The organism is Cellulomonas avistercoris (assembly GCF_014836445.1).
GTDB classification, from domain to species: Bacteria; Actinomycetota; Actinomycetes; order Actinomycetales; family Cellulomonadaceae; genus Cellulomonas; species Cellulomonas avistercoris.
Genome location: NZ_JACSQV010000009.1, coordinates 141882 through 160749, shown reverse-complemented (window position 1 = coordinate 160749; position 18868 = coordinate 141882). Strand labels below are relative to the sequence as shown.

The following is an 18868-nucleotide window of genomic DNA, read 5'->3' as shown; positions in this document are numbered from 1 at the left end:
CCCCACCCCGCGAGCCCCCACCCCGCGAGCGCGGCACTCCACCGCCGAGCGCGGTACTCGTTTCCGCCGCGTTCGGCGGCCGAGTACCGCGCTCGACGGTGGGGGGTCAGCGGCGGGGTCAGGCGCGGGGGCCGCGCAGCGAGATCTGGATCGAGCCGCCGCCGGTCAGGTCGACGCGCGTGCAGTCGGCCATCGGGTCCTCGATGACGACGGGGGGCCACTGGTGCTGCTCCCCGACGGCCTCGGCGGCGATGCGCTCCGCCGTGCCCAGGTCGACGCAGGCGTCCGCGATCTGCGAGCGCAGCGTGTCACGCAGCTCGAACACCCACGCGTCCATGTCTACGCTGTCGATGTCCACGGCCGAGTGCGGCGTGACGGCGAGCGTCCGCGGCACCGCGACGTACGACCCGGCCGTCGACTCCGGGGTCGGCTCGACGGCCGCCGGGTCGCCGGCGCCCGGCTCGGGTGCGGCGGCCTCGTCGTAGGCCAGGGCGACGCTCGCGCAGGCCTCCTCCTGCTGGCCCTCCAGACGCTCGTCGGTCCGCACCGTCCAGTCGTCGAGACCCAGCCGGTCCAGCTCCGCCGACGCCCAGGCGAGCGCGCCCGCCTCGTCGAGGCACGTCGCACGGGCTCCGTCGACCCAGTCCTGCATGCTCGAGTCGAGCTCGCGCAGCGCGAGCGCCCGGGGGTCCGTGTCGACGACCGTCGCGCCCTGCGGCATCTCGCCGCGGGGTGCGACGTACAGCAGGGTCGGGTCGCCCTCGATGCGGAACGCCACCGGGTCGTCGATGGCGGGCAGCCCGCTGAGCTCCTGGTAGCGCGCGCAGTCCGCGAGCGCGTCACCGGTGATCCACGGCCCGCCCGAGGTCTCCGCCTCCGGCGCGCCCCACCGCGCCATGCAGGTCACGCCCTCGTGCCCACCGCCGCCGGTGTACCAGAGCTCGCGGAACCCCGCGTAGGCGGCCCCTCCGCCGACGAGCGCCGTCGCCAGCACACCGGCCAGGATGCCGCGCCGGGCCCTTCTGCTCCGTGCTCCGGACCGGTCCGTCGTCGTGGTGTCCGTCGTCATGATCGCCTCCCGCATCGCGTCGTCGGACGCCGGGAGCGCCGAGCCGCGCGCGGCCGGGTCCGCCGCCCGCAGGCGTCGCATCAGGTCGTCGTTCATCTCGCCTCCTGGGGTCCGGGACGGGCGTCGGCCCATCCACTCCTGACGTGTCCGGGTCCGCCGTCGCGTTGCACGACGGGCGGCGGTGCGTGGTCCTCGAGGGCCGCGAGCTGCGCCAGCAGGCGACGGCGGGCCCGGTGCAACCGCACGCGGACGGTGGCACGCGGGACGCCCAGCACGAGCGCGATCTCGTCGCGCGCGAGCTCCTCCCAGGCGACCAGGCGCAGCAGCTCGCGGTCGTCGGGCGGCAGGGCGTCCATCGCGCGCAGCAGCGTCGGGTCGGCGGGCTCGTGCGGCGGGACGACCTCGACGACCTGCTCACGCAGCCGGTCCGCGAGCGCGAGCCGTCGACGCTCGCCGCGGTAGTGGTTCGCCAGGACGCGACGCGCGACGCCGAACAGCCACGGACGTGCGGCGTCGTCGGGCGGCACGTCGTCGAGCCGGCGCCACGCGACGACGAACGTCTCCGCGACGACGTCGGCGGCATCGGACGGGTCGGCGACGCGGCGCACCGCGTACGCCAGCAGCGCGCCGTGCGTGCGGTCGAACAGGTCGGTGAACCGCGCGCGGCGTGCGGCGGCGGCGGCGTCCGTCGGGTGTGGCGGGCTCACGGGCCTCCCTCCGTGGGCAAGGGCTCTGTCACCACCCACGTGTCCGGCAGGGGCGAGGGCGTTACCGCCGACCGGCAAGGTGCGTCAGACGCCGAGCGTGCGGGTGATCCGGGCGGCCTCGCCCACGGTGACGACGGTGATGCCGTGCCGTGCCGCCGCCTCCTCCAGCGGCTGCATCGTGAGCCAGTGCGCGAGGCCGTCGGCGGCGAACGTCATCCGGCCGGAGGGCGCCGTCACGACGTACCGGTGTCGACCGCGCCGGACGTGGGTCGCGGCGATCTCGACGCTCTCGCCACGCCGGACCAGCAGGCCCTCGTGGCTCGCGCCCAGCCGGCCGGCGAACAGCACGAGACCGTCCGGCTCCTCGAGCAGCTCGACCAGCGACCAGCCCCGGGACCAGGGCGCGCGCCGCACCCGGGCGACGACGAGCCCGGCGGCCAGCGCGACGGCCGCCGCCAGCACGAGCCACGCGGGGTACGCGGCACCGGCGGGCTCTTGTGTGCCGGCGAACCCCTGCAGCGCCACGAGCACGAGCCCGACCACGCCGAGGACACCGAGGGCCGTGGGCACCGCGGCGGCGACCCGCGCCCCTCCCTCGGGCAGGAGCACGGCAGGCGTGGGAGTGACGGCGACGTCGTCGACCGGTCTGCTGGGCACGCCCGCAACCTAGCCCCCGCCCCCCACCCCCCGCACCACCCACCCCCCGCCCACCCGTCGGGCGCAGTACTCCACCGCCGAGCGCGGTACTCGTATCCCCCGCGCTCGCTGGCGGAGTACCGCGCTCGACGGGTGGGGGGTGGTCGTAGGGGGCCGCTGGAAGAGATAGGGACCCTGCGCAGTTGAGCCGTCAACAGTTGTCGCGGACAGCGCCGGGCGCGGCAGGTCGCGCCCGGTACCCGCGCGACGCCGGCAGGACGAGGACTCTCGAAGGAGCCGAGCACCATGGACGCAGACCGGATCGAGTTCGGCATCGACAGCTTCGGGGACCGTCCCCGCGACGACCGCGGGGAGGTCGTCTCGCACGCGCAGGCGATCCGCGCGACCGTGGCCGAGGCGGTCCTCGCCGACCAGGTCGGCATCGACGTGGTGGCCCTCGGGGAGCACCACCGCCCGGAGTACGCGATCTCCACCCCCGAGACCGTGCTCGCGGGCATCGCCACCGCGACCGAGCGCATCCGGCTCGCGTCGGGCGTCACGGTGCTGTCCTCGGACGACCCGGTGCGCGTCTTCCAGCGCTTCGCCACGGTCGACGCGCTGTCGAACGGCCGGGCCGAGGTGATCCTCGGCCGGGGGTCGTTCACCGAGTCGTTCCCGCTGTTCGGGTACGACCTGAAGGACTACGAGGTGCTCTTCGAGGAGAAGATCGACCTGTTCCACCGGCTCCTCGACGAGACCCCGGTGACGTGGCAGGGCACCACGCGCGCCGCCCTGCACGACGCCGACGTCTACCCCAAGACCGAGTCCGGGCGCCTGAGCACGTGGGTGGGCGTCGGCGGGACGCCGCAGTCCGTGCTGCGTACCGCCCAGTACGGGTTCCGGCTCATGCTCGCCGTCATCGGCGGCGCACCCGACCGGTTCGCCCCGTACGTGGACCTGTACCGGCGGGCGCACCAGCAGCTCGGCACGACCCCCGAGCCGGTCGGCGTGCACTCCCCCGGCTTCGTCGCCGCCACCGACGAGGAGGCGCGCGAGCTGTTCTACCCGGGGTACCGGGAGACGCGTGACCGGATCGGCGCGCTGCGCGGCTGGCCGCCGCTCCAGCAGCGCGAGTTCGACGCCGAGGTGGCGCACGGCTCGCTGTACGTCGGCTCGGTGGAGACCGTCGCGGCGAAGATCGCCCACGCGATCCGCGTCCTCGACGTCGGCCGGTTCGACATGATCTACTCCGCCGCCGGCACGGTCTCGGCGTCCGCGCGGCTGCGGTCGGTCGAGCTGTACGGCACGCAGGTGATCCCACGCGTCCGTGAGCTGCTCGCCGAGCAGCCCGTCGCCGTGGGTGAGGCCCGGTGACCGCGACCACGGTCGGGATCCTCGGTGCGGGCAAGCTCGGGACGGTCGTGGCGCGCCTGGCCGTCGCCGCCGGCTACCGCGTGCTCGTCGCCGGCTCGGGCGATCCCGCGCGGATCGCGCTGACCACCGAGGTGCTGACCCCCGGCGCGACCGCCGCGTGGCCGGCCGAGGTCGCGCAGGCCGCGGACGTCGTGGTCCTCGCCCTCCCTCTCGGCAGGCTGCGCGAGCTCCCGGTGGACGCGCTGCGCGGCACGCTCGTCGTGGACGCCATGAACCACTGGTGGGAGGTCGACGGACCGCGCGACACGGTGGTCCCGGCCGGCCTCTCGTCGAGCGAGCTGGTGCAGCGGTCGCTGCCGGGCGCGCGCGTCGTCAAGGCCCTCAACCACATGGGCTACCACGACCTCGAGGACGAGGCGCGGCCCGCGGGACGTCCCGGCCGCAAGGCGATCGCGGTCGCCGGTGACGCGCCGGACGACGTCGCGGCGGTCGCGGAGCTGGTCGACGCCCTCGGGTTCGACCCGGTGGTGATCGGTGACCTCGCGACGGGCGCCCGGCTCGAGCCCGGGACCCCCGCGTTCGGCGCCGACGTCGAGGCCGCCGAGCTCTGCACGCTCACCGCCGACCCCGCGCCCGCCGCGCTCCCCGACCGACCCTGAACCGCCCCCTCGAAGGGACAGACAGATGGACCGAGAGCTCCAGGACAGCACCGGCGCCCCTGTGACGGTCGCGCTCGAGCGCGCCGAACCGGTCAGCGCCTACACCGTGAGCGTGGCCGGGGAACGCGTCGGCAGGGCCGAGTTCCTCGACGTCCCCGACGCCCGCGAGCGCGTCTTCTTCCACACCGAGGTCGACCCCCGGTTCGGGGGCCGCGGCCTCGCCGGTCTGCTGCTGCGCGAGGCCCTGGCGGACAGCCTGCGCGAGGGCCTGACGGTCGTGCCCGTCTGCCCGCTCTTCGCGCGCCACCTGGCGACGCACGGCGACGAGTACGTCGCCGAGGGCGGGGCGTTCCGCCGGCCGTCGCGTGCCGATCTCGCCCTCGTCAGGCGGGCCGCGCAGGGCGCGTGAGTGCGGCGAGCGGCCTCGGGGCCCCGGACGCCGACGTTGCCGGGTCGCTACTCGCCGCCGCCGAAGAAGCCGCCGTCGAGGACCCGGCTGTAGCGCAGCCGCAGCGCGCGCTCGGTGCTCGCGGCGATGGTGGCGACCACGAGCGCGATGTTCACCGTCTCCGGCAGGCGGACGGGGCCGGCCCACGGGCCGCCGACGACCTGCGCCACGGGCGGGATCGCGGTGAGCTGCTCGACGATCTGCGGGACGCCGAGCGCGAGTGCGACGAGCAGCACGCTCGCCGACGCGAGCGCCAGCGAGCGGCTCAGCGCCGGGTGCTTCCGGTCCAGGCGGGCGCGCCACCCCTCGGCCGAGGCGGGGTCGGGCACGAGCTGCCGGGCCGACCCGTCGGGGCCGACGTGGTCGATGCGTCGCAGCCCGTACCCGCTGGCCGCGACCTCGATCGTGCCGTCCGGCACCGGGAACACCGCAGGGAGCGTGGAGGTGGCGTGGTGCAGGCCGTCGACGTAGAGCTCGGCTCGCACCTCGCCGTCGTCGTCGCCGCCGTGCCGGAGGTCGACGGACCAGGTGCGCGGTGCGCCGCCCTCGTCCGTCAGGTGCAGGTGGAACAGGGAGCGGGTGAGCAGCTGCCAGGGGCGGTAGGGCGTCAGCGCGTGCCCGTCGCCGGGCTGCACGGTGCCAGTTCTGCGTGACATGGGTCCTCCTCGTCGTCCTCCGGTTCGGGTGTGCGGGTGCCGCCGCGGCCACGAGGGCCGCGCGGCGACATCGCTGCGAGGTCTCGATCCGGGGTCGCATGGCGTCAGACCCCCACGACGTGGGTGAGCGCGAGCCAGAGCCCCACCGTGGTCACGGTCGTCCACAGCACGATCGCCACGGCCTGCCAGAGCAGGACCCAACGGCGAGGGCTCCCGCCGGCGACGAGGATCGCCGCGGTGAACTGCGTCGGGATCGCGAGCGGACCGAGGATGCTCGCCCCGGGGACGCCGAAGCGGTTGAGCCACGTGAGGACGCGCCGGCGCCCCTTCGACAGCGGCTGGGCGGGCTCCGGTTCCCCGAACCCGTCGGCCGCCTGGATGTCCGGGGTGGCCGGGCCGCCGACGGTCGCCTTCACGCGCGACCGGTGGACGACGGCCGTGCGGGCCCGTGCGGTGAACGCCACCACGAGGGCCACGGACAGGAAGTTGCCGGTGGCTGCGGCGACGCCAGCGACGGCGGGGTGCAGGCCGCCGACGAGCCCGACCATCGCGGCGAGCTCGCCCTCGACGAACGGGACGGCGCCGGCGAGCACGACGATGAAGGGCTGGAAGATCTCGGGCACCTGGGCCACGAGCTCCTGGAACCTGACGATGAGCTCCTGCAACGGGGTCATGATGTCGTCTCCTTGCGAGTCGTGGATCGAGCGGTTCTCGATCACGACCCGAGGGGACACCGTGTTCCCGGAACAGGGTCAAGGGGCGTCTGGCGACCCCGTCCCGTCGGCGTCGTCGCGCGCCGCCAGGAGCTCCTGCGCGATCCGGTGCCCGAGGAGCGCGGCGCGCGTCAGCACGTCACGCTGCGCCGGGTTGTACAGCGCCGTCACGGCCTCGACGAACGTCTCCTGCGCGACGCGCCCGCTCGTCGCCAGGTGTCCCGCAGGGTCGCTGAGCCACGGGTAGTCGACGAGGTTGCGCGCGATGCCCTGCGCGATCTGCTGGGCGAGGCGCTGGCGCGTCGCCTCGTCCGCGTCGGGGGGCAGCGCGTCGAGCTCCTTGCCGTCGTCGCCGGCATCGGCGTCCTCCTGGACCATGTCCCGCAGGTCGGCCATCGCGCTCTCGTCGTAGAGCTTGGAGTAGATGTGGATGATCGACCGGTCGACCTCCGTGAGGTGCTCCGCGACGGACGCGAACCCCGCGGGCACGTCGGGCGGGGCGTGGTTGCTCAGGATCGCGGCGATCTCGGCGCGCGCCTGCTGCAGCTGCGCGATGCGCGCGGCGAGGTCGGCGTCCACCTCCCGCAGCCGGTCCGCCGTGCCGGCGCTGTCGGCCACGCGGTCGACCTCGGAGAGCGGCACGCCCAGCTCGGCGAGGCGCCGGATCCGCAGCAGGCGCACCAGGTGCGGCACGCCGTACTTCTTGTAGCCGTTGTAGCGGCGGTCGGGCTCGTCGAGCAGCCCGAGCCGGTGGTAGTGCCGGACGGTGTTGACGGTCGTCCCCGCCAGGTCGGCGAGCTCGCTCGTGCTCCAGGCCATGGCTGCTCCTCGTCTCCCCGGGGGCGCCGGAGGATGACCCCGGGTCGGCTGCGGCAGGGCCCCCTCGACGCAGCCTGTCATCCACCGCTCGACACGCCCGGACCGGACACACCGGTCGCTTGACGCGCGTCACCCGAACGGCTGAGGTGGACGCCGCCCCGCCCCGCTGACCTGCACAGGAGTTCCCATCGTGCCCCCGTCCGAGTGTCACCACCCCGTCCCCGGTCAGGCGCGCGCGACCGTCCGGGACGCCCGGTGAAGGGCGCGCACCACGCCCTGTGCGGGGCGGCGGCGTGGGTGGCGGTGGCGTCCACGGCCCCGTACACGCTCGGCTGGTACCCGGTGTCGTCGCTCGGGATCGTCACGGGCGCCGTGGTGTGCGCGGGCGCGGCGCTGGCGCCGGACGCCGACCACCACGACGCGACCATCGCGCACTCCCTGCCGCCGGTCTCGCAGTGGGTCTGCGACCTCGTCGGGCGCCTCGCGGGCGGGCACCGCAACGGCACGCACTCGCTGCTCGGCATCGCGGTGCTCACCGCCACGGCGTGGGCGGCCGGGCAGGTGACCGTGGCCACGGACGCGCTCGGGGACCTGGCGGTCGGGGCCGGGGTCATGTCGCTGCTGCTCGTGGCGTTCGCCGCGCGCGCCCTGCGCCTCGCGCGGCGGCGGCTCGACGCGTGGGCCCTGGCGCTCGCGCTGGCCGGGTTCATCACCGTCGCCGCCCCCACGGAGTGGGACTGGCTGCCCGTGGCCGTCGGGCTGGGCGCGGCCGTGCACGTCGCAGGGGACATGCTGACGGGCGGCGGCGTGCCGCTGCTGTGGCCGTGGGAGCCGCGGCCCCCGCGCTGGTGGCGCCGGACGCCGGTGCTGAACGACCTGTGGAGCAGCGGCGGCAACTTCGCGGTCCCCCTGCTGGGGACCACGGGGTCGTGGCGCGAGCGGCTGCTGGTCGTCCCGCTGACCGCCTACGCGGCGTACGGGACGGGCGCCGCCCTCGTCGTCGGCTCCCTGACCGCCCTGGGCCACGACCCGGACCGCGTCATGGAGCAACTGTGGGACACGGCGACCGCCCTGGTGGCCACGGCAACGGTGGTCGCCACGGTCGCCCTGCCCGGCTGACGCGCCCGCCGAACGCGCGCTTCTGCCGTTGATCAGCCGCGAGAAGCGGCACAACCGCGCGTTCGGCGGCCCGTCCCTAGAGGAAGAGGCAGAACGGGTGGCCGTCGGGGGTGAAGAGGACCCGGACGTCGGCCTGGGGCTGGTGGTCGGCGAGGCGGGCGCCGCAGTCCAGTGCCCACGCGACCGCCGCGTCGAGGTCGCCGTCGGGGACGTGCACGTCGATGTGCTGCGTGGCGACCTGCTCACCGGGAGACGCCGGCCACACGGGCGGCCGGTACGCGCGCTCGTGCTCGAGGTTGATCCGCAGCCCCGGCCCGTCACCCTCCGGCGCCACCTGCGCCCACCCGCCCTCGGCGGGCTCGTCGGGTCCGGGCGGGTCGTCCGCCGTGACGCGGTAGCCCAGCAGCCGCGCCCAGAACCTCGCGGCCTCGCGGGGGGTCGGCGAGCCGACGGTCACCGAGGTGGCCGCCAGCCGCGGCCGTTCGACGTGTCCCATCCCCGGACCGTCCCACACCCCCACCCTCCCCGCGAGAGAGCGATCCGGCACAGCGCCCTCCCCCGGCCCCGCCGCTCGCGTCAGCCGGCCCCCGCCACCCGCCGCAGCAGCCCCAGCAGCACCCGCTGCTCGTCGGCGTCGAGCACCTCGAGCCGCGCGCGCACGCCCTCGTGGCGCTGCACCGAGAGCCGGTCCAGCAGGTCGTGGCCCTCCTCGGTGAGCTCGACGAGGGTCGCGCGGCGGTCGCGCGGGTCGGGGACGCGCCGGATCCACCCGTCGGCCTCGGCGTGGTCGACCTTGGACGTCACGGACCGGGGCGCGACGTCGAGGGCCCCGGCGAGCTCCCCCAGCCGCTGCGGGCGGCCGAGCCGGTCGAGCGTCCGCAGCAGCCGCAGCTGACCCGGTGTGATGTCGTGGCCGAGCCGCTCGGCGGCGTCGCGGCGGACGGCGCGCAGCACGTCGTGCAGGAGCTCGAGCAGCTCCTCCGGGGGCTGAGGGCTGCGGACGGGTTCGCGCCGCTCGCGCTCCGGGGCGTCATGACGCACCGTGGAGGGCCGGGGGTCGGTCCGCGCAGCGTCGCGCGCCGGCTGCCCGTCGGTCGCGTCGTCCGTCTGCACGGCTCCGAGGCTACCGGGGAATATCTCGGAGGTGAATGTTGCTCATCGTGAGGTAACCTCAGCATATTGCGCGGCTCGACCCGCGCCCTCCGACCCCCTGGAGGTCCCCCTTGACCCACCCCGGACCCGTTCCCGGAGGTCGCGGGATGCGCGGCTTCAGCCAGGACCGCGACGTCGCCCGCCAGCGCCTCGCTCCCGGCACCCTGCGCCGCATCCTCGCCTTCGCCCACCCCTACCGCTCCCAGCTCGCGGTGTTCCTCGTCCTCATCGCGCTCGGCGCCGCCGCCGGTGCGCTCACCCCGTGGCTGTTCCAGCGGCTCATCGACGACGGCATCGCCGCGGGCGACACCCGCACGGTCGTCACCATCGCCGTCATCGTCGCCGCGCTGGCGGTCGTCTCCGCCGGGCTCGGCGTCGCCGAGCGCTGGGTGTCCGCGCGCATCGGCGAGGGCCTCATCCACGACCTGCGCACCGCCGTGTTCGACCACGTGCAGCGCATGCCGCTCGCGTTCTTCAGCCGCGCCAAGACCGGCGCACTCGTCCAGCGCCTCAACGGCGACGTGCTGGGCGCGCAGCAGGCGTTCACCGCGACGCTCTCCAACGTCGTCAGCAACTCGCTGACCATCGTCTTCGTGCTCGCCGCGATGCTCTCGATGTCGTGGCAGCTCACGCTGCTCTCGCTGATCCTGGTCCCCGTCTTCGTGCTGCCCGCCCGGTGGTTCGGGCGCAGGATCGCCGGCATCACGCGCGAGTCCTACGAGCTCGGCGCCGAGGCGTCGCAGACCATGACCGAGCGGTTCAACGTCGCCGGCGCGCACCTCGTCAAGGTCTTCGGCGACCCGGCCCGCGAGTCCGCCGCCTACGCCGAGCAGACCGCGCGCGTCCGGGACATCGGCGTCAAGCGCGCCCTGTACTCGACGTGGTTCCGCATCGGCCTGACCACCGTCGCCGCGATCGCCACGGCCGTCGTCTACGGCGTCGGCGGCCTGCTCGCGATCCGTGGCGAGCTCACGGTCGGTGTCGTCGTCGCGCTCGCCGCGTACCTCGGCCGCCTCTACGGGCCGCTGACGGCCATGTCGAACGTGCAGGTCGACATCATGACGGCGCTCGTGTCGTTCGAGCGCGTCCTCGAGGTCCTCGACCTGGAGCCGACCGTCGCCGAGAAGCCCGACGCGTCGGACCTGCGCGCGGCCGTGGCCAAGAACGGCGCGACCCTCGAGCTCGACCACGTCGGGTTCCGCTACCCGTCGGCCGGCGAGGTGTCGCTGGCGTCCCTGGAGTCGGTGGCGACCCTGAGCCGCGACCCCGTGGCCGACACCCTGCGCGACGTCACGTTCAGCGTGCCCGCCGGGTCGATGGTCGCGCTCGTCGGGCCCTCCGGGGCGGGCAAGACGACGATCTCCCAGCTCGTCACGCGCATGTACGACCCGACGCGCGGCGCCGTGCGCATCGCGGGGCAGGACCTGCGGGACGTGACCGCGTCGTCCCTGCGGGACACCGTGGGCATCGTCAGCCAGGAGGCGCACCTCTTCCACGACACCATCGCGGGCAACCTGCGCTTCGCGCGCCCCGACGCGACCGACGACGACATCGAGCGCGCCCTGCGCGGCGCGCACGTGTGGGACCTGGTCGCGTCGCTCCCGGACGGCATCGACACCGTCGTCGGGGACCGCGGCTACCGCCTGTCCGGCGGCGAGCGCCAGCGCCTCGCGATCGCGCGGCTGCTGCTCAAGGCGCCCGACGTCGTCGTGCTCGACGAGGCCACGGCCCACCTGGACTCCGAGTCGGAGGCGGCCGTGCAGGCCGCGCTCGACGAGGCGCTCGTCGGGCGGACGTCGCTGGTCATCGCGCACCGGCTGTCGACCGTGCGCCAGGCGGACCTCATCGTGGTCGTCGAGGACGGGCGCGTCGCCGACACCGGCACGCACACCGAGCTGCTCGCGCGCGGCGGGCTGTACGCGGACCTGTACCGCACGCAGTTCGCGCCCGCGGCCGCGGCCGTCTGACGCCCGCGCGCGACCGCCGCGCGCGTCGTCAGGCCCGGACGTACCGTCGATGGATGGGGGCGACGAGGATCAGGGTGGGCACCGCTGCGTGCCTGCTGGGTGCGGTGACGCTGGTGGCCGGTGCGTGCAGCACGGGCACACCGCAGGACGCGGCGTCGACGAGCCCGCCCAGCGGCAGCAACGCCACCGCGAGCGGCACGGCCGGCGCCGCGAGCCCGTCGCTGGAGACCCTGCAGCAGGACGTGCTGCCGCAGTTCGAGGAGCGGTCGTTCGACGAGCCGGAGGTCGACCTGCCGGTCGGCTACAACCTGTTCCTGCCGGAGGACTTCGACTCCGGTCAGCAGTACCCGATGGTCCTGTTCGTGTCCGACTCGACGCGCGTCGGCGACGCCGTGCCCGCGCCCTCGACGCAGTACGGCGCGCTCATCTGGGCCAGCCCGCAGATGCAGGCCGACCACCCGGCGATCGTGGTCGTGCCGCAGTACCCCGACCTCGTCGTCGCCGACCTCGAGGGCCGCGGCACGACCGACTACGTCGACCTCACGGCGCGGCTCGTCCGGTCCGTGCAGGAGGCGTACCAGGTCGACAAGGAGCGCACGTACGCGACCGGCCAGGGCCTCGGGGCCGCGACGGTCATGCTGCTGGCCGCCCAGCAGCCCGACCTGTTCGCGGCCGAGCTGCTGGTCGGCGGCGAGACCGGCACGCCGGACCTCGCCGGGCTCGACGACGAGACGTTCGTGTCCGTCGCGACCGGTGACGACGCCGGCGCCCAGGACGACATCCGGTCCGTGCTCGACGAGCAGGACGTCACCTACGGGACGGCGTCGTGGGACGCGGCGTGGGCGCAGGACCGCCTGGCCCAGGCCGCGACGGAGCTGCTCGCGTCGGACGACGACGCGTACCTCGTGACGATCGACGGCACCCCGACCCCGACCGCCACGGCCGGCGTCGACGCCCGGCCCGCGTTCCAGCAGGTCTACGAGATCGGCCCGCTGCGCGACTGGCTGCTCGACCAGGACGACTGACGTCGACCCTCAGTGGACGAGCTTGAGGCCCACGACGCAGGCGACGATCCCGAGGATGAGCAGGATCTTGACGAGGCTCGCGGTCTCGGCGCCCGTCACCATCGCGAAGGCGACGGTCACGGACGCGCCGATGCCGACCCACACGGCGTAGGACGTGCCGGTGGGCAGCTCGCGCATCGCGTACGCGAGGCCGCCCATCGAGACGAGCAGCGCGAGGCCGAAGACGACGGTCGGGACGAGCCGGGTGAACCCCTCGGACCGGCCCAGGGCGGTGGCCCAGACGGCCTCGAACAGCCCCGAGACGACGAGCACGAGCCAGGCGACGGACGTGGTGGACACGGATGACCTCCGACGGCTGCCGTCTTGTCGCTCTCCGGGTACGGCGCCCCTCGTCCGGGGGCCCACGCTGACGTCGGGCCCGCGACCATGCTCGCACGTGGGCGCGGGCCCGGGGCGGATGGTGAGCGGTCTCACCGCCGTGCCGGGCCGGGGCGGGAGGCCCGGGCGCACGAGTCCCCTCCCACCGTGCGCCCGGGCCTGCCCGCCGCGGGTCAGCAGCCCCCGCCGGCCCCCTCGGACGCGTCGGCGCCCTCGGCGCCCGCGTCGTCGGTCTCGTACCCCCGGATCGCGTCGACCTTCGCGGCCGACGCCGACGCGGGGTCGAACTCCTGGTCCAGCCACTCGCGCACGAGCGTCTTGGCGAGCTCGAGCCCGATGACGCGCTGTCCGAGGCACAGCACCTGCGCGTCGTTCGACAGCACCGAGCGCTGGACGGAGAACGTGTCGTGCGCGGTCACGGCGCGCACGCCGGGGACCTTGTTGGCGGCGATCGCCATGCCCAGCCCCGTGCCGCACACGAGCAGCGCGCGGTCGGCGCCGCCCGCGGCGACCCGGCGCGCAGCCGCGACGGCGACGTGCGGGTAGGCGGTGTCGTCACCGGCGTGCACGCCGACGTCCTCGACGACCTCGACCCTCGGGTCGGCGCGCAGCAGGTCCGCCAGCGCGTCCTTGTACGTCAGGCCGGCCTCGTCGGCACCGACCACGATCCTCGACACGCTCACGGCGTCTCCTTCTCCTCGGGTACGACGGTGGACCGGACGGCCGCGACGATCGCCGCGAACGACACCGCCCCGGGGTCCGGGGTGCCCACGCTCCGCTCGGCGAGCGGACGCGCACGCCCCAGGCGGGGGCGCAGGGACGCGGTGTCCTGCGCCGCCGTGCGCGCCGCCTCCAGCGCGGCGTCCCACGCGGCAGCGAGCGGCTCACCGGCGGCCGCCGCCTGCTCGAGCGCCGCGGCGAACGGCTCGGCGGCGTCGACCATCGTCTTGTCCCCCGGCTGCGCGCCGCCCAGCGCGACGACGGCGGCGACGCCCGCACGCACGGCCGCGGCCGTGCGTGTCGACGGGTCGGCGACGGGCCGCGCGGCCAGCGCGTGCGCGACGGCACCGATGCCGGCACCCCACAGCACGCCGGACGTGCCGCCCGCGCGGGCGGCCCACGCCCGGCCCGCCTCCCGCAGGCACGCGACCGCGCCGTGGCCCGCGTTCGCGGCGGCGGCGGCCGCGTCGGCGGCGGCACCGGCCCCGCGCAGCATGCCGCGGCCGTGGTCGCCGTCCCCGGCGACGGCGTCGAGCCGGCCCAGCTCGGTCTCAAGGTCCGTCAGGACCGTGCGCACGGCGCCCAGCGCCGCGACGACACCGGCAGCCTCGGACGTGTCGGTCGCGTCGACGACGCGGACGGCGCCGCCGGCCGCGGACGCGTCGGACGACGTCGAGCCCGACACCTCGGAACCCGCAGCTCCGGGCGTCGAGGCCCCGGTGCGCGTGCCCGCGTCCTGGGACCGCGGTGCGTCGGCCACGGCCCCGACCTGCCCCCGCCGGTACGCCGGCGTGTGCGCCGGTGCGCACCACCACCGCTCGAGGTCGTCGTCGAGCCACACGAGGGTCAGCGAGCACCCCGACATGTCGAGGCTCGTGACGAGCTCGCCGACGTCGGGCTGCACGGCCTGCAGGCCGGCGTCGTCGAGCAGCGGGCGCACGGCGCGCCAGAGCACGAACAGCTCCTCGTACTTGGTGCGGCCCAGGCCGTTGAGCACGACGCCGACGCGCGGTCCGGCGTCCGCGGGCCGCTCGGCGAGCAGCCGCTCGACCAGCAGCGTCGCGAGCTCGCTCGCGGTGCACGCGGGCACCTCGCCGATGCCCGGCTCGCCGTGGATGCCCACGCCCAGGCCGACCGTGCCCTCGGGGACGGTGAACAGCGGCGCGTCCGCACCGGGCAGCGTGCAGCCGTCGAACGCGACGCCCAGCGTGCGCGTGCGGTCGTTGGCGTGACGTGCCGCGGCGACGACGTCGTCGAACGACAGGCCCTCGGCCGCGGCGGCGCCCGCGACCTTGAAGACGACGTGGTCGCCGGCGATGCCGCGACGCCGGTGCGCCTCGTCGGCCGGGGCCGACGCGACGTCGTCGGTGACGACGAGGAACTCCGCGGGGATGCCGCGCTCGCGCAGCTCGTCGCGCGCGAGCGTGAAGTTCATGACGTCGCCCGCGTAGTTGCCGGTGAGCAGCAGCACGCCCGCGTCGCCCGCGGCCGCGGCGCCGACCGACACGGCGTCCGCGGTGGACGGCGACGTGAAGACGTTGCCGACGACCGCGCCGTGCGCGTACCCGGGCCCGACCAGGCCGCAGAACGCCGGGTAGTGGCCGGACCCGCCGCCCACGACGACCGCGACCTGCGACGCGGGGGCCGGCACGGCCCGCACGACGCCGCCGGGCACGCGTCGCACCTGGTCGGCGTACAGGTCGACGAACCCGTCGAGCGCGTCGTCGACGAACCGGGCCGGGTCGTCGGCCAGGGGGCTCACCACGTCCGCTCCTGCGCGAGGGTCGTCGCGACGACCGAGTCGTCGGCGGCGTCGAGGCCGGCGGCGGAGACCGCGCGGTACAGCTGCTCGGCGGCCGCCGCGACGGGCGTCGCGACCTTGAGCTGCCGCGTCAGGTCGCCGACGATGCCCATGTCCTTGCCGATGACGTCGAGCCGCGAGCGCAGCGGCGGGGTCTCGCCGCGCAGCTGCTGCGCGATGCGCGGACCGCGGTCGGCGAACATGAACGACGCGGCCGCACCCTGCGACAGGACCTCGATGCACGCGTCGAGGTCGAGGCCCAGGCGGTGCGCGAGCGCGAGCGCCTCGGACGCGGCGGCGGTGTGGATGCCGCACAGCAGCTGGTTGACGGTCTTGAGCTGCTGACCTGCGCCGATCCCGCCCACGACCGTGAGGGAGGACGACATCGCGTCGAGCACCGGCCGGGCCGCGGCCAGGGCCGCGTCGTCCGCGCCGACCATGATGAGCAGGTCGCCGTTGCCGGCGCGCACGGGCCCACCGGACACGGGCGCGTCGACCGTGAGGACGCCGCGCGCGGCGAGCGCCGCGGCGACCGAGACGACCGCGGACTCCCCCACCGTCGACGTCACGACGACGACGGCGCCGGCCGGCAGCGAGTCCGCGACGCCGCCCTCGCCGAGCACCAGCGCGTCCAGCTGGGCGCCGTCACGCACCCCGACGACGACCACGTCGGTGCCCGAGCAGGCCTCCGCGACCGTCGCCGCGCCGGTGGCGCCCGCCTCCACGGCGAGCGCGACACGCTCGGGGGCGATGTCGAACGCGACCACGTCGAAGGTCCGCGCCAGCGCGGTCGCCATGGGCAGGCCCATGGCACCGAGGCCGAGGACCGCGACGCGGGCGCTCATCGCGCACCTGCCGCGGCACGCAGCACGGACTCGCGCGCCTCGCCCGTGGCGACGGCGAGCATGCGGCGGATGTACCGCGCGTTGCGCGCCGAGACCGACAGCCCGTCGCCGCCGTAGTGCTCGACGCAGAACGGGCCGGTGAACCCGACGTCGACGGCCGTGCGGATGGCCTTGCGGTAGCTGACCGAGCCCATCTCCATGGGGGCCGGGAGCGCCGTGTAGGTGCCGGCCGCGCGGTCCTCGTCGCGGAAGTAGTTCTTGACGTGCCAGTAGTTCGACACCGGCAGGCACGCCTCGACGGCGGCCTGGAAGTCCTCGATCGGCCGGTGCAGGCGGATGAGGTTGCCGAGGTCGGGGTTGAGGCCGACGTTCGGGTCCCCGATGTCCTGCACCAGGCGGACCGCGGACTGCGCCGTGCCCAGCAGCGTGTCCTCGTACATCTCGAGCGAGAGCTGCACCCCGACCTCGGCCGCGTGCCGCCCCAGCTCGCGCAGCCGCGTCACCGCGAGCGCCCAGGTCTCGGCGTCGGTCGAGTCGGCCGGGCCCTCCTCGGTCCAGAACCAGAACGCCTCGCGCTGCGCGGGCAGCAGCGGGCGGTGCAGCCCGACGCTGACGATCTTCGTGCCCAGCGCGGCGGCCGCGTCGATCGTCCGGTGCGAGTAGGCCAGGTTCTCGTCGCCCGTCGCGGGGTCGATCACCGAGCGGCGGATCGCGGACAGCGCGATCGGGTCCAGCCCCACGGTCGCCAGCGCCTCGCGCAGCTCCTCGACGCGGGCGGGCGACAGGTCACCCGGCTGCACCCACGAGTCGGTGAGGTCGACCTCGGTGAACCCCTCGTACGCGACCTCCGCCAGGTGGTCGACCCAGGTGTCCGCCGGGGCGTCCTGGGACGCGGGGAAGGGGAGCATCGCGGCGGCGATCGGCCACTGCTCGCTCGTGGGACGCGTGCCGTCCGTGCTCATGCGGGTGTCCTCGTCGTCGAAAACTTTTCGGCTCTCGCCGCTGCGCGGATCACGCTAGTTTTCGACGCCACGAGTGTCAACGCCTGTTCACAGGCCTGGAACGCCCTGCACCACGCCGTCCACGGACCTTGAGTTTTTCGGTGACGTGGGGCTACGTTCACGACGAACCCGGAAAGGACCCCGATGCCTGCTCCCGCGCGTCGCCCGACGCTCACGGCCGTCGCCGAGCGCGCCGGCGTGTCGATCGCCACGGCGTCGAAGGTCCTCAACCGCCACGACGTCGCCCCCGCCACGCGCGAGCGCGTCGAGGCGGCCGTCGCCGACCTCGGCTACCGCCCGCCCGGCGTCCGGCAGGTCGAGCTGCGCCGCACCGTCGAGTTCCTCGTCGACAAGCTCGACAGCCCGTACGCCATGGAGGTGCTGCGCGGCGTCACGCTCGCGGCGGAGGAGGCGGACGTCGACGTCACCGTCTCGCGCCTGCGACGCGGCGGCGGCGACCGTCCCGAGGCGGCGTCCACGTGGACCCGGCGCCTGGTCGCGGCGCGACGCACCGGCGCGATCGTCGTGACCGGCCAGGTCACCGGCACGACGTACGCGAGCATCGCCCGCGCGCGCCTGCCCGTGGTCGTCGTCGACCCGCTGCACCTCACGACGCCCGAGCTGGTGTCGATCGGTGCGACCAACTGGACCGGCGGCCGCACCGCGACCGAGCACCTGCTCGACCTCGGTCACACGCGCATCGCGATGATCGGCGGCCCCGAGGCATCGATGAGCGCGGTCGCGCGCGTCGACGGCTACCGCTCGGCGTGCCAGCGCGCGGGCGTGCCCGTCGACGCCGCGCTCGTCCGGCACGTCGCGTTCGACCACGACGCCGCGCTGCAGGCCGCCGACGCCCTGCTCCGGCTCGACGACCCGCCGACCGCGGTCATCGCCAGCAGCGACGCGCAGGCCCTCGGCGTCCTCGAGGCCGCGCGCCTGCTCGGCCTCACCGTGCCGCGGGACCTGTCGGTCGTCGGGTACGACGACACGTACGTGGCGGCGTGGGCCAACCCGCCGCTGACGAGCGTCCACCAGCCGCTGCACGACATCGGGCGCGTCGCGCTGCGGACGGTCGTGGCGATGGCCGACGGGCGCGTGCCCGACTCCCACCACATCGAGCTCGCGACGTCGCTCGTCGTGCGCTGCTCGACCGCGGCGCCGGCGCGCTGACCGGGCCCGCCTGCAGCCCTCAGGCGAGGAGGCCCAGGTGGAGGCCCGCGAGCGCGAGCGCGGCCACCGTCTCGCCGTCGCGGATCTCGCCCCGGCGGACCATCGCGAACGCGTCCCGCAGCGGGACGGCCCGGACCGCCGTGATGCCCTCGGCCGCCTGCTCGTGGGCGGTCGCACCCGCGTCGGCGACGGGCGACAGGCCGCGGGCGACGAACACGTGCTCGACCGCGCGCGCGACCCCGTTGAGGGCGTCGAGGGTGCCGACGTGCGTCCAGTCGCGCGCGGCGAGGCCGGTCTCCTCCGCGAGCTCGCGCCGCGCCGCGACCAGCGGCTCCTGACCGTCGGTGCCGCCCGCGGGCACCTCGACCGACGCCGGGCCGGTCGTGTAGCGGTCGGTCGTGACGAGCACGACCTCGTCGTCGTCGGTGAGGGCGACGACGAACACGGACGGCCGCAGCTCGACGACGCCGTACAGCGCGGGCCGGCCGTCCGGCGCGACCGCGTCGTCCTCCCGCACCGTGATCCAGGGGTTCTCGTACACGACGCGCGAGGTCACGGTCCGCCAGCTCATGGCGGCGAACCTACCCCTGCACGCCCCCCTCCCCGGGC

At 75.4% G+C, this 18868-nt stretch carries 21 protein-coding genes and 1 riboswitch; of the genes, 7 read left to right on the top strand and 14 right to left on the bottom strand.

All coding sequences use genetic code 11. The annotated features are described in order from the left end of the window. Positions 1 to 118 precede the first annotated feature (118 nt). From H9657_RS12030 to H9657_RS12020, 3 genes are all read right to left on the bottom strand, one after another. Positions 119 to 1165 (bottom strand): hypothetical protein, encoded by a 1047-nt coding sequence (locus H9657_RS12030; protein WP_191783649.1) that lies wholly within the window; start codon positions 1163 to 1165, stop codon positions 119 to 121. After that, on the bottom strand, positions 1162 to 1776 hold the full coding sequence (locus tag H9657_RS12025; RefSeq protein WP_191783648.1) for an RNA polymerase sigma factor: 615 nt from the start codon (positions 1774 to 1776) through the stop codon (positions 1162 to 1164). The genes H9657_RS12030 and H9657_RS12025 overlap by 4 nt, the downstream gene beginning before the upstream one ends. An 84-nt stretch (positions 1777 to 1860) precedes the next feature. Then, positions 1861 to 2433, bottom strand: coding sequence for a hypothetical protein (locus tag H9657_RS12020; RefSeq protein ID WP_191783647.1), 573 nt, complete (start codon positions 2431 to 2433; stop codon positions 1861 to 1863). 285 nt (positions 2434 to 2718) lie between these two features. Between H9657_RS12020 and H9657_RS12015 the strand changes: the two genes are divergently transcribed. The 3 genes from H9657_RS12015 to H9657_RS12005 are packed head-to-tail and all read left to right on the top strand — an operon-like array spanning position 2719 to position 4854. After that, positions 2719 to 3786, top strand: a complete 1068-nt coding sequence (locus H9657_RS12015; protein ID WP_191783646.1) for an LLM class flavin-dependent oxidoreductase — start codon at positions 2719 to 2721, stop codon at positions 3784 to 3786. After that, complete coding sequence (locus H9657_RS12010; protein WP_191783645.1) at positions 3783 to 4445, top strand: NADPH-dependent F420 reductase; 663 nt, start codon at positions 3783 to 3785, stop codon at positions 4443 to 4445. The genes H9657_RS12015 and H9657_RS12010 overlap by 4 nt, the downstream gene beginning before the upstream one ends. A 25-nt stretch (positions 4446 to 4470) precedes the next feature. Next, positions 4471 to 4854: an N-acetyltransferase gene (locus H9657_RS12005; protein ID WP_191783644.1), complete on the top strand. Its 384-nt coding sequence runs from the start codon at positions 4471 to 4473 to the stop codon at positions 4852 to 4854. A gap of 47 nt (positions 4855 to 4901) precedes the next feature. On the opposite strand, the gene H9657_RS12000 is transcribed toward H9657_RS12005, so the two are convergent. The 3 genes from H9657_RS12000 to H9657_RS11990 all read right to left on the bottom strand — a co-directional run bounded on the left by H9657_RS12000 (position 4902) and on the right by H9657_RS11990 (position 7081). After that, positions 4902 to 5549 carry a hypothetical protein gene (locus tag H9657_RS12000; RefSeq protein WP_191783643.1) on the bottom strand — a complete coding sequence of 216 codons (648 nt, stop codon included), beginning with the start codon at positions 5547 to 5549 and terminating at the stop codon, positions 4902 to 4904. Positions 5550 to 5653: 104 nt separating this feature from the next. Next, positions 5654 to 6223: a small multidrug efflux protein gene (locus H9657_RS11995; RefSeq protein WP_191783642.1), complete on the bottom strand. Its 570-nt coding sequence runs from the start codon at positions 6221 to 6223 to the stop codon at positions 5654 to 5656. Positions 6224 to 6301: 78 nt separating this feature from the next. Continuing rightward, the gene (locus tag H9657_RS11990) at positions 6302 to 7081 is read right to left on the bottom strand and encodes a MerR family transcriptional regulator (RefSeq protein WP_191783641.1); all 780 of its coding nucleotides are present in this window, start codon (positions 7079 to 7081) and stop codon (positions 6302 to 6304) included. A gap of 255 nt (positions 7082 to 7336) precedes the next feature. Here H9657_RS11990 and H9657_RS11985 point away from each other — a divergent pair, with 255 nt between their 5' ends. After that, entirely contained in the window at positions 7337 to 8200 is an 864-nt protein-coding gene (locus H9657_RS11985) for a metal-dependent hydrolase (RefSeq protein ID WP_191783640.1), read from the top strand. A 76-nt stretch (positions 8201 to 8276) separates the two neighbouring features. Here the strand turns inward: H9657_RS11985 and H9657_RS11980 are convergent, their stop codons facing one another. Then, entirely contained in the window at positions 8277 to 8696 is a 420-nt protein-coding gene (locus tag H9657_RS11980; protein WP_191783639.1) for a VOC family protein, read from the bottom strand. Between the two features lie 80 nt (positions 8697 to 8776). Then, entirely contained in the window at positions 8777 to 9313 is a 537-nt protein-coding gene (locus tag H9657_RS11975) for a MarR family winged helix-turn-helix transcriptional regulator (protein WP_191783638.1), read from the bottom strand. Positions 9314 to 9459: 146 nt separating this feature from the next. Between H9657_RS11975 and H9657_RS11970 the strand changes: the two genes are divergently transcribed. Both H9657_RS11970 and H9657_RS11965 read left to right on the top strand, forming a co-directional pair. After that, the gene (locus H9657_RS11970) at positions 9460 to 11319 is read left to right on the top strand and encodes an ABC transporter ATP-binding protein (protein WP_191783637.1); all 1860 of its coding nucleotides are present in this window, start codon (positions 9460 to 9462) and stop codon (positions 11317 to 11319) included. Between the two features lie 53 nt (positions 11320 to 11372). Beyond that, a complete protein-coding gene (locus tag H9657_RS11965) occupies positions 11373 to 12344 on the top strand; it encodes a carboxylesterase family protein (protein ID WP_225215172.1) in 972 nt (323 codons plus the stop codon). Positions 12345 to 12353: 9 nt separating this feature from the next. On the opposite strand, the gene H9657_RS11960 is transcribed toward H9657_RS11965, so the two are convergent. The 5 genes from H9657_RS11960 to H9657_RS11940 form a co-directional block, all read right to left on the bottom strand. Next, positions 12354 to 12683 carry a DMT family transporter gene (locus H9657_RS11960; RefSeq protein WP_191783635.1) on the bottom strand — a complete coding sequence of 110 codons (330 nt, stop codon included), beginning with the start codon at positions 12681 to 12683 and terminating at the stop codon, positions 12354 to 12356. A 12-nt stretch (positions 12684 to 12695) separates the two neighbouring features. Then, a riboswitch (guanidine-III (ykkC-III) riboswitch) is annotated at positions 12696 to 12767 on the bottom strand. A gap of 128 nt (positions 12768 to 12895) precedes the next feature. Continuing rightward, a complete protein-coding gene (locus tag H9657_RS11955) occupies positions 12896 to 13405 on the bottom strand; it encodes a ribose-5-phosphate isomerase (RefSeq protein ID WP_191783634.1) in 510 nt (169 codons plus the stop codon). Continuing rightward, a complete protein-coding gene (locus H9657_RS11950; RefSeq protein ID WP_318241461.1) occupies positions 13402 to 15207 on the bottom strand; it encodes a dihydroxyacetone kinase family protein in 1806 nt (601 codons plus the stop codon). Before H9657_RS11950 ends, H9657_RS11955 begins: the two co-directional genes overlap by 4 nt. Further along, positions 15201 to 16088 (bottom strand): NAD(P)-dependent oxidoreductase, encoded by an 888-nt coding sequence (locus H9657_RS11945; RefSeq protein WP_191783633.1) that lies wholly within the window; start codon positions 16086 to 16088, stop codon positions 15201 to 15203. The genes H9657_RS11950 and H9657_RS11945 overlap by 7 nt, the downstream gene beginning before the upstream one ends. Further along, the gene (locus H9657_RS11940) at positions 16085 to 17050 is read right to left on the bottom strand and encodes a sugar phosphate isomerase/epimerase family protein (protein WP_191783632.1); all 966 of its coding nucleotides are present in this window, start codon (positions 17048 to 17050) and stop codon (positions 16085 to 16087) included. The genes H9657_RS11945 and H9657_RS11940 overlap by 4 nt, the downstream gene beginning before the upstream one ends. 183 nt (positions 17051 to 17233) lie before the next feature. Here H9657_RS11940 and H9657_RS11935 point away from each other — a divergent pair, with 183 nt between their 5' ends. Beyond that, on the top strand, positions 17234 to 18259 hold the full coding sequence (locus H9657_RS11935; protein ID WP_191783631.1) for a LacI family DNA-binding transcriptional regulator: 1026 nt from the start codon (positions 17234 to 17236) through the stop codon (positions 18257 to 18259). 19 nt (positions 18260 to 18278) lie between these two features. On the opposite strand, the gene H9657_RS11930 is transcribed toward H9657_RS11935, so the two are convergent. Beyond that, positions 18279 to 18830, bottom strand: coding sequence for an NUDIX domain-containing protein (locus tag H9657_RS11930; RefSeq protein WP_191783630.1), 552 nt, complete (start codon positions 18828 to 18830; stop codon positions 18279 to 18281). Positions 18831 to 18868: the final 38 nt, after the last annotated feature.

What these genes read in the sequence shown, in the direction of transcription:
- H9657_RS11965 (WP_225215172.1), top strand. Translation starts at nt 11,373, where the DNA reads ATGGGGGCGACGAGGATCAGGGTGGGCACCGCTGCGTGCCTGCTGGGT.
- H9657_RS11945 (WP_191783633.1), bottom strand. Translation starts at nt 16,088, where the DNA reads ATGAGCGCCCGCGTCGCGGTCCTCGGCCTCGGTGCCATGGGCCTGCCC.
- H9657_RS12000 (WP_191783643.1), bottom strand. Translation starts at nt 5,549, where the DNA reads ATGTCACGCAGAACTGGCACCGTGCAGCCCGGCGACGGGCACGCGCTG.
- H9657_RS11930 (WP_191783630.1), bottom strand. Translation starts at nt 18,830, where the DNA reads ATGAGCTGGCGGACCGTGACCTCGCGCGTCGTGTACGAGAACCCCTGG.
- H9657_RS11990 (WP_191783641.1), bottom strand. Translation starts at nt 7,081, where the DNA reads ATGGCCTGGAGCACGAGCGAGCTCGCCGACCTGGCGGGGACGACCGTC.
- H9657_RS11970 (WP_191783637.1), top strand. Translation starts at nt 9,460, where the DNA reads ATGCGCGGCTTCAGCCAGGACCGCGACGTCGCCCGCCAGCGCCTCGCT.
- H9657_RS11980 (WP_191783639.1), bottom strand. Translation starts at nt 8,696, where the DNA reads ATGGGACACGTCGAACGGCCGCGGCTGGCGGCCACCTCGGTGACCGTC.
- H9657_RS12030 (WP_191783649.1), bottom strand. Translation starts at nt 1,165, where the DNA reads ATGAACGACGACCTGATGCGACGCCTGCGGGCGGCGGACCCGGCCGCG.
- H9657_RS11995 (WP_191783642.1), bottom strand. Translation starts at nt 6,223, where the DNA reads ATGACCCCGTTGCAGGAGCTCATCGTCAGGTTCCAGGAGCTCGTGGCC.
- H9657_RS12015 (WP_191783646.1), top strand. Translation starts at nt 2,719, where the DNA reads ATGGACGCAGACCGGATCGAGTTCGGCATCGACAGCTTCGGGGACCGT.
- H9657_RS11935 (WP_191783631.1), top strand. Translation starts at nt 17,234, where the DNA reads ATGCCTGCTCCCGCGCGTCGCCCGACGCTCACGGCCGTCGCCGAGCGC.
- H9657_RS11940 (WP_191783632.1), bottom strand. Translation starts at nt 17,050, where the DNA reads ATGAGCACGGACGGCACGCGTCCCACGAGCGAGCAGTGGCCGATCGCC.
- H9657_RS12005 (WP_191783644.1), top strand. Translation starts at nt 4,471, where the DNA reads ATGGACCGAGAGCTCCAGGACAGCACCGGCGCCCCTGTGACGGTCGCG.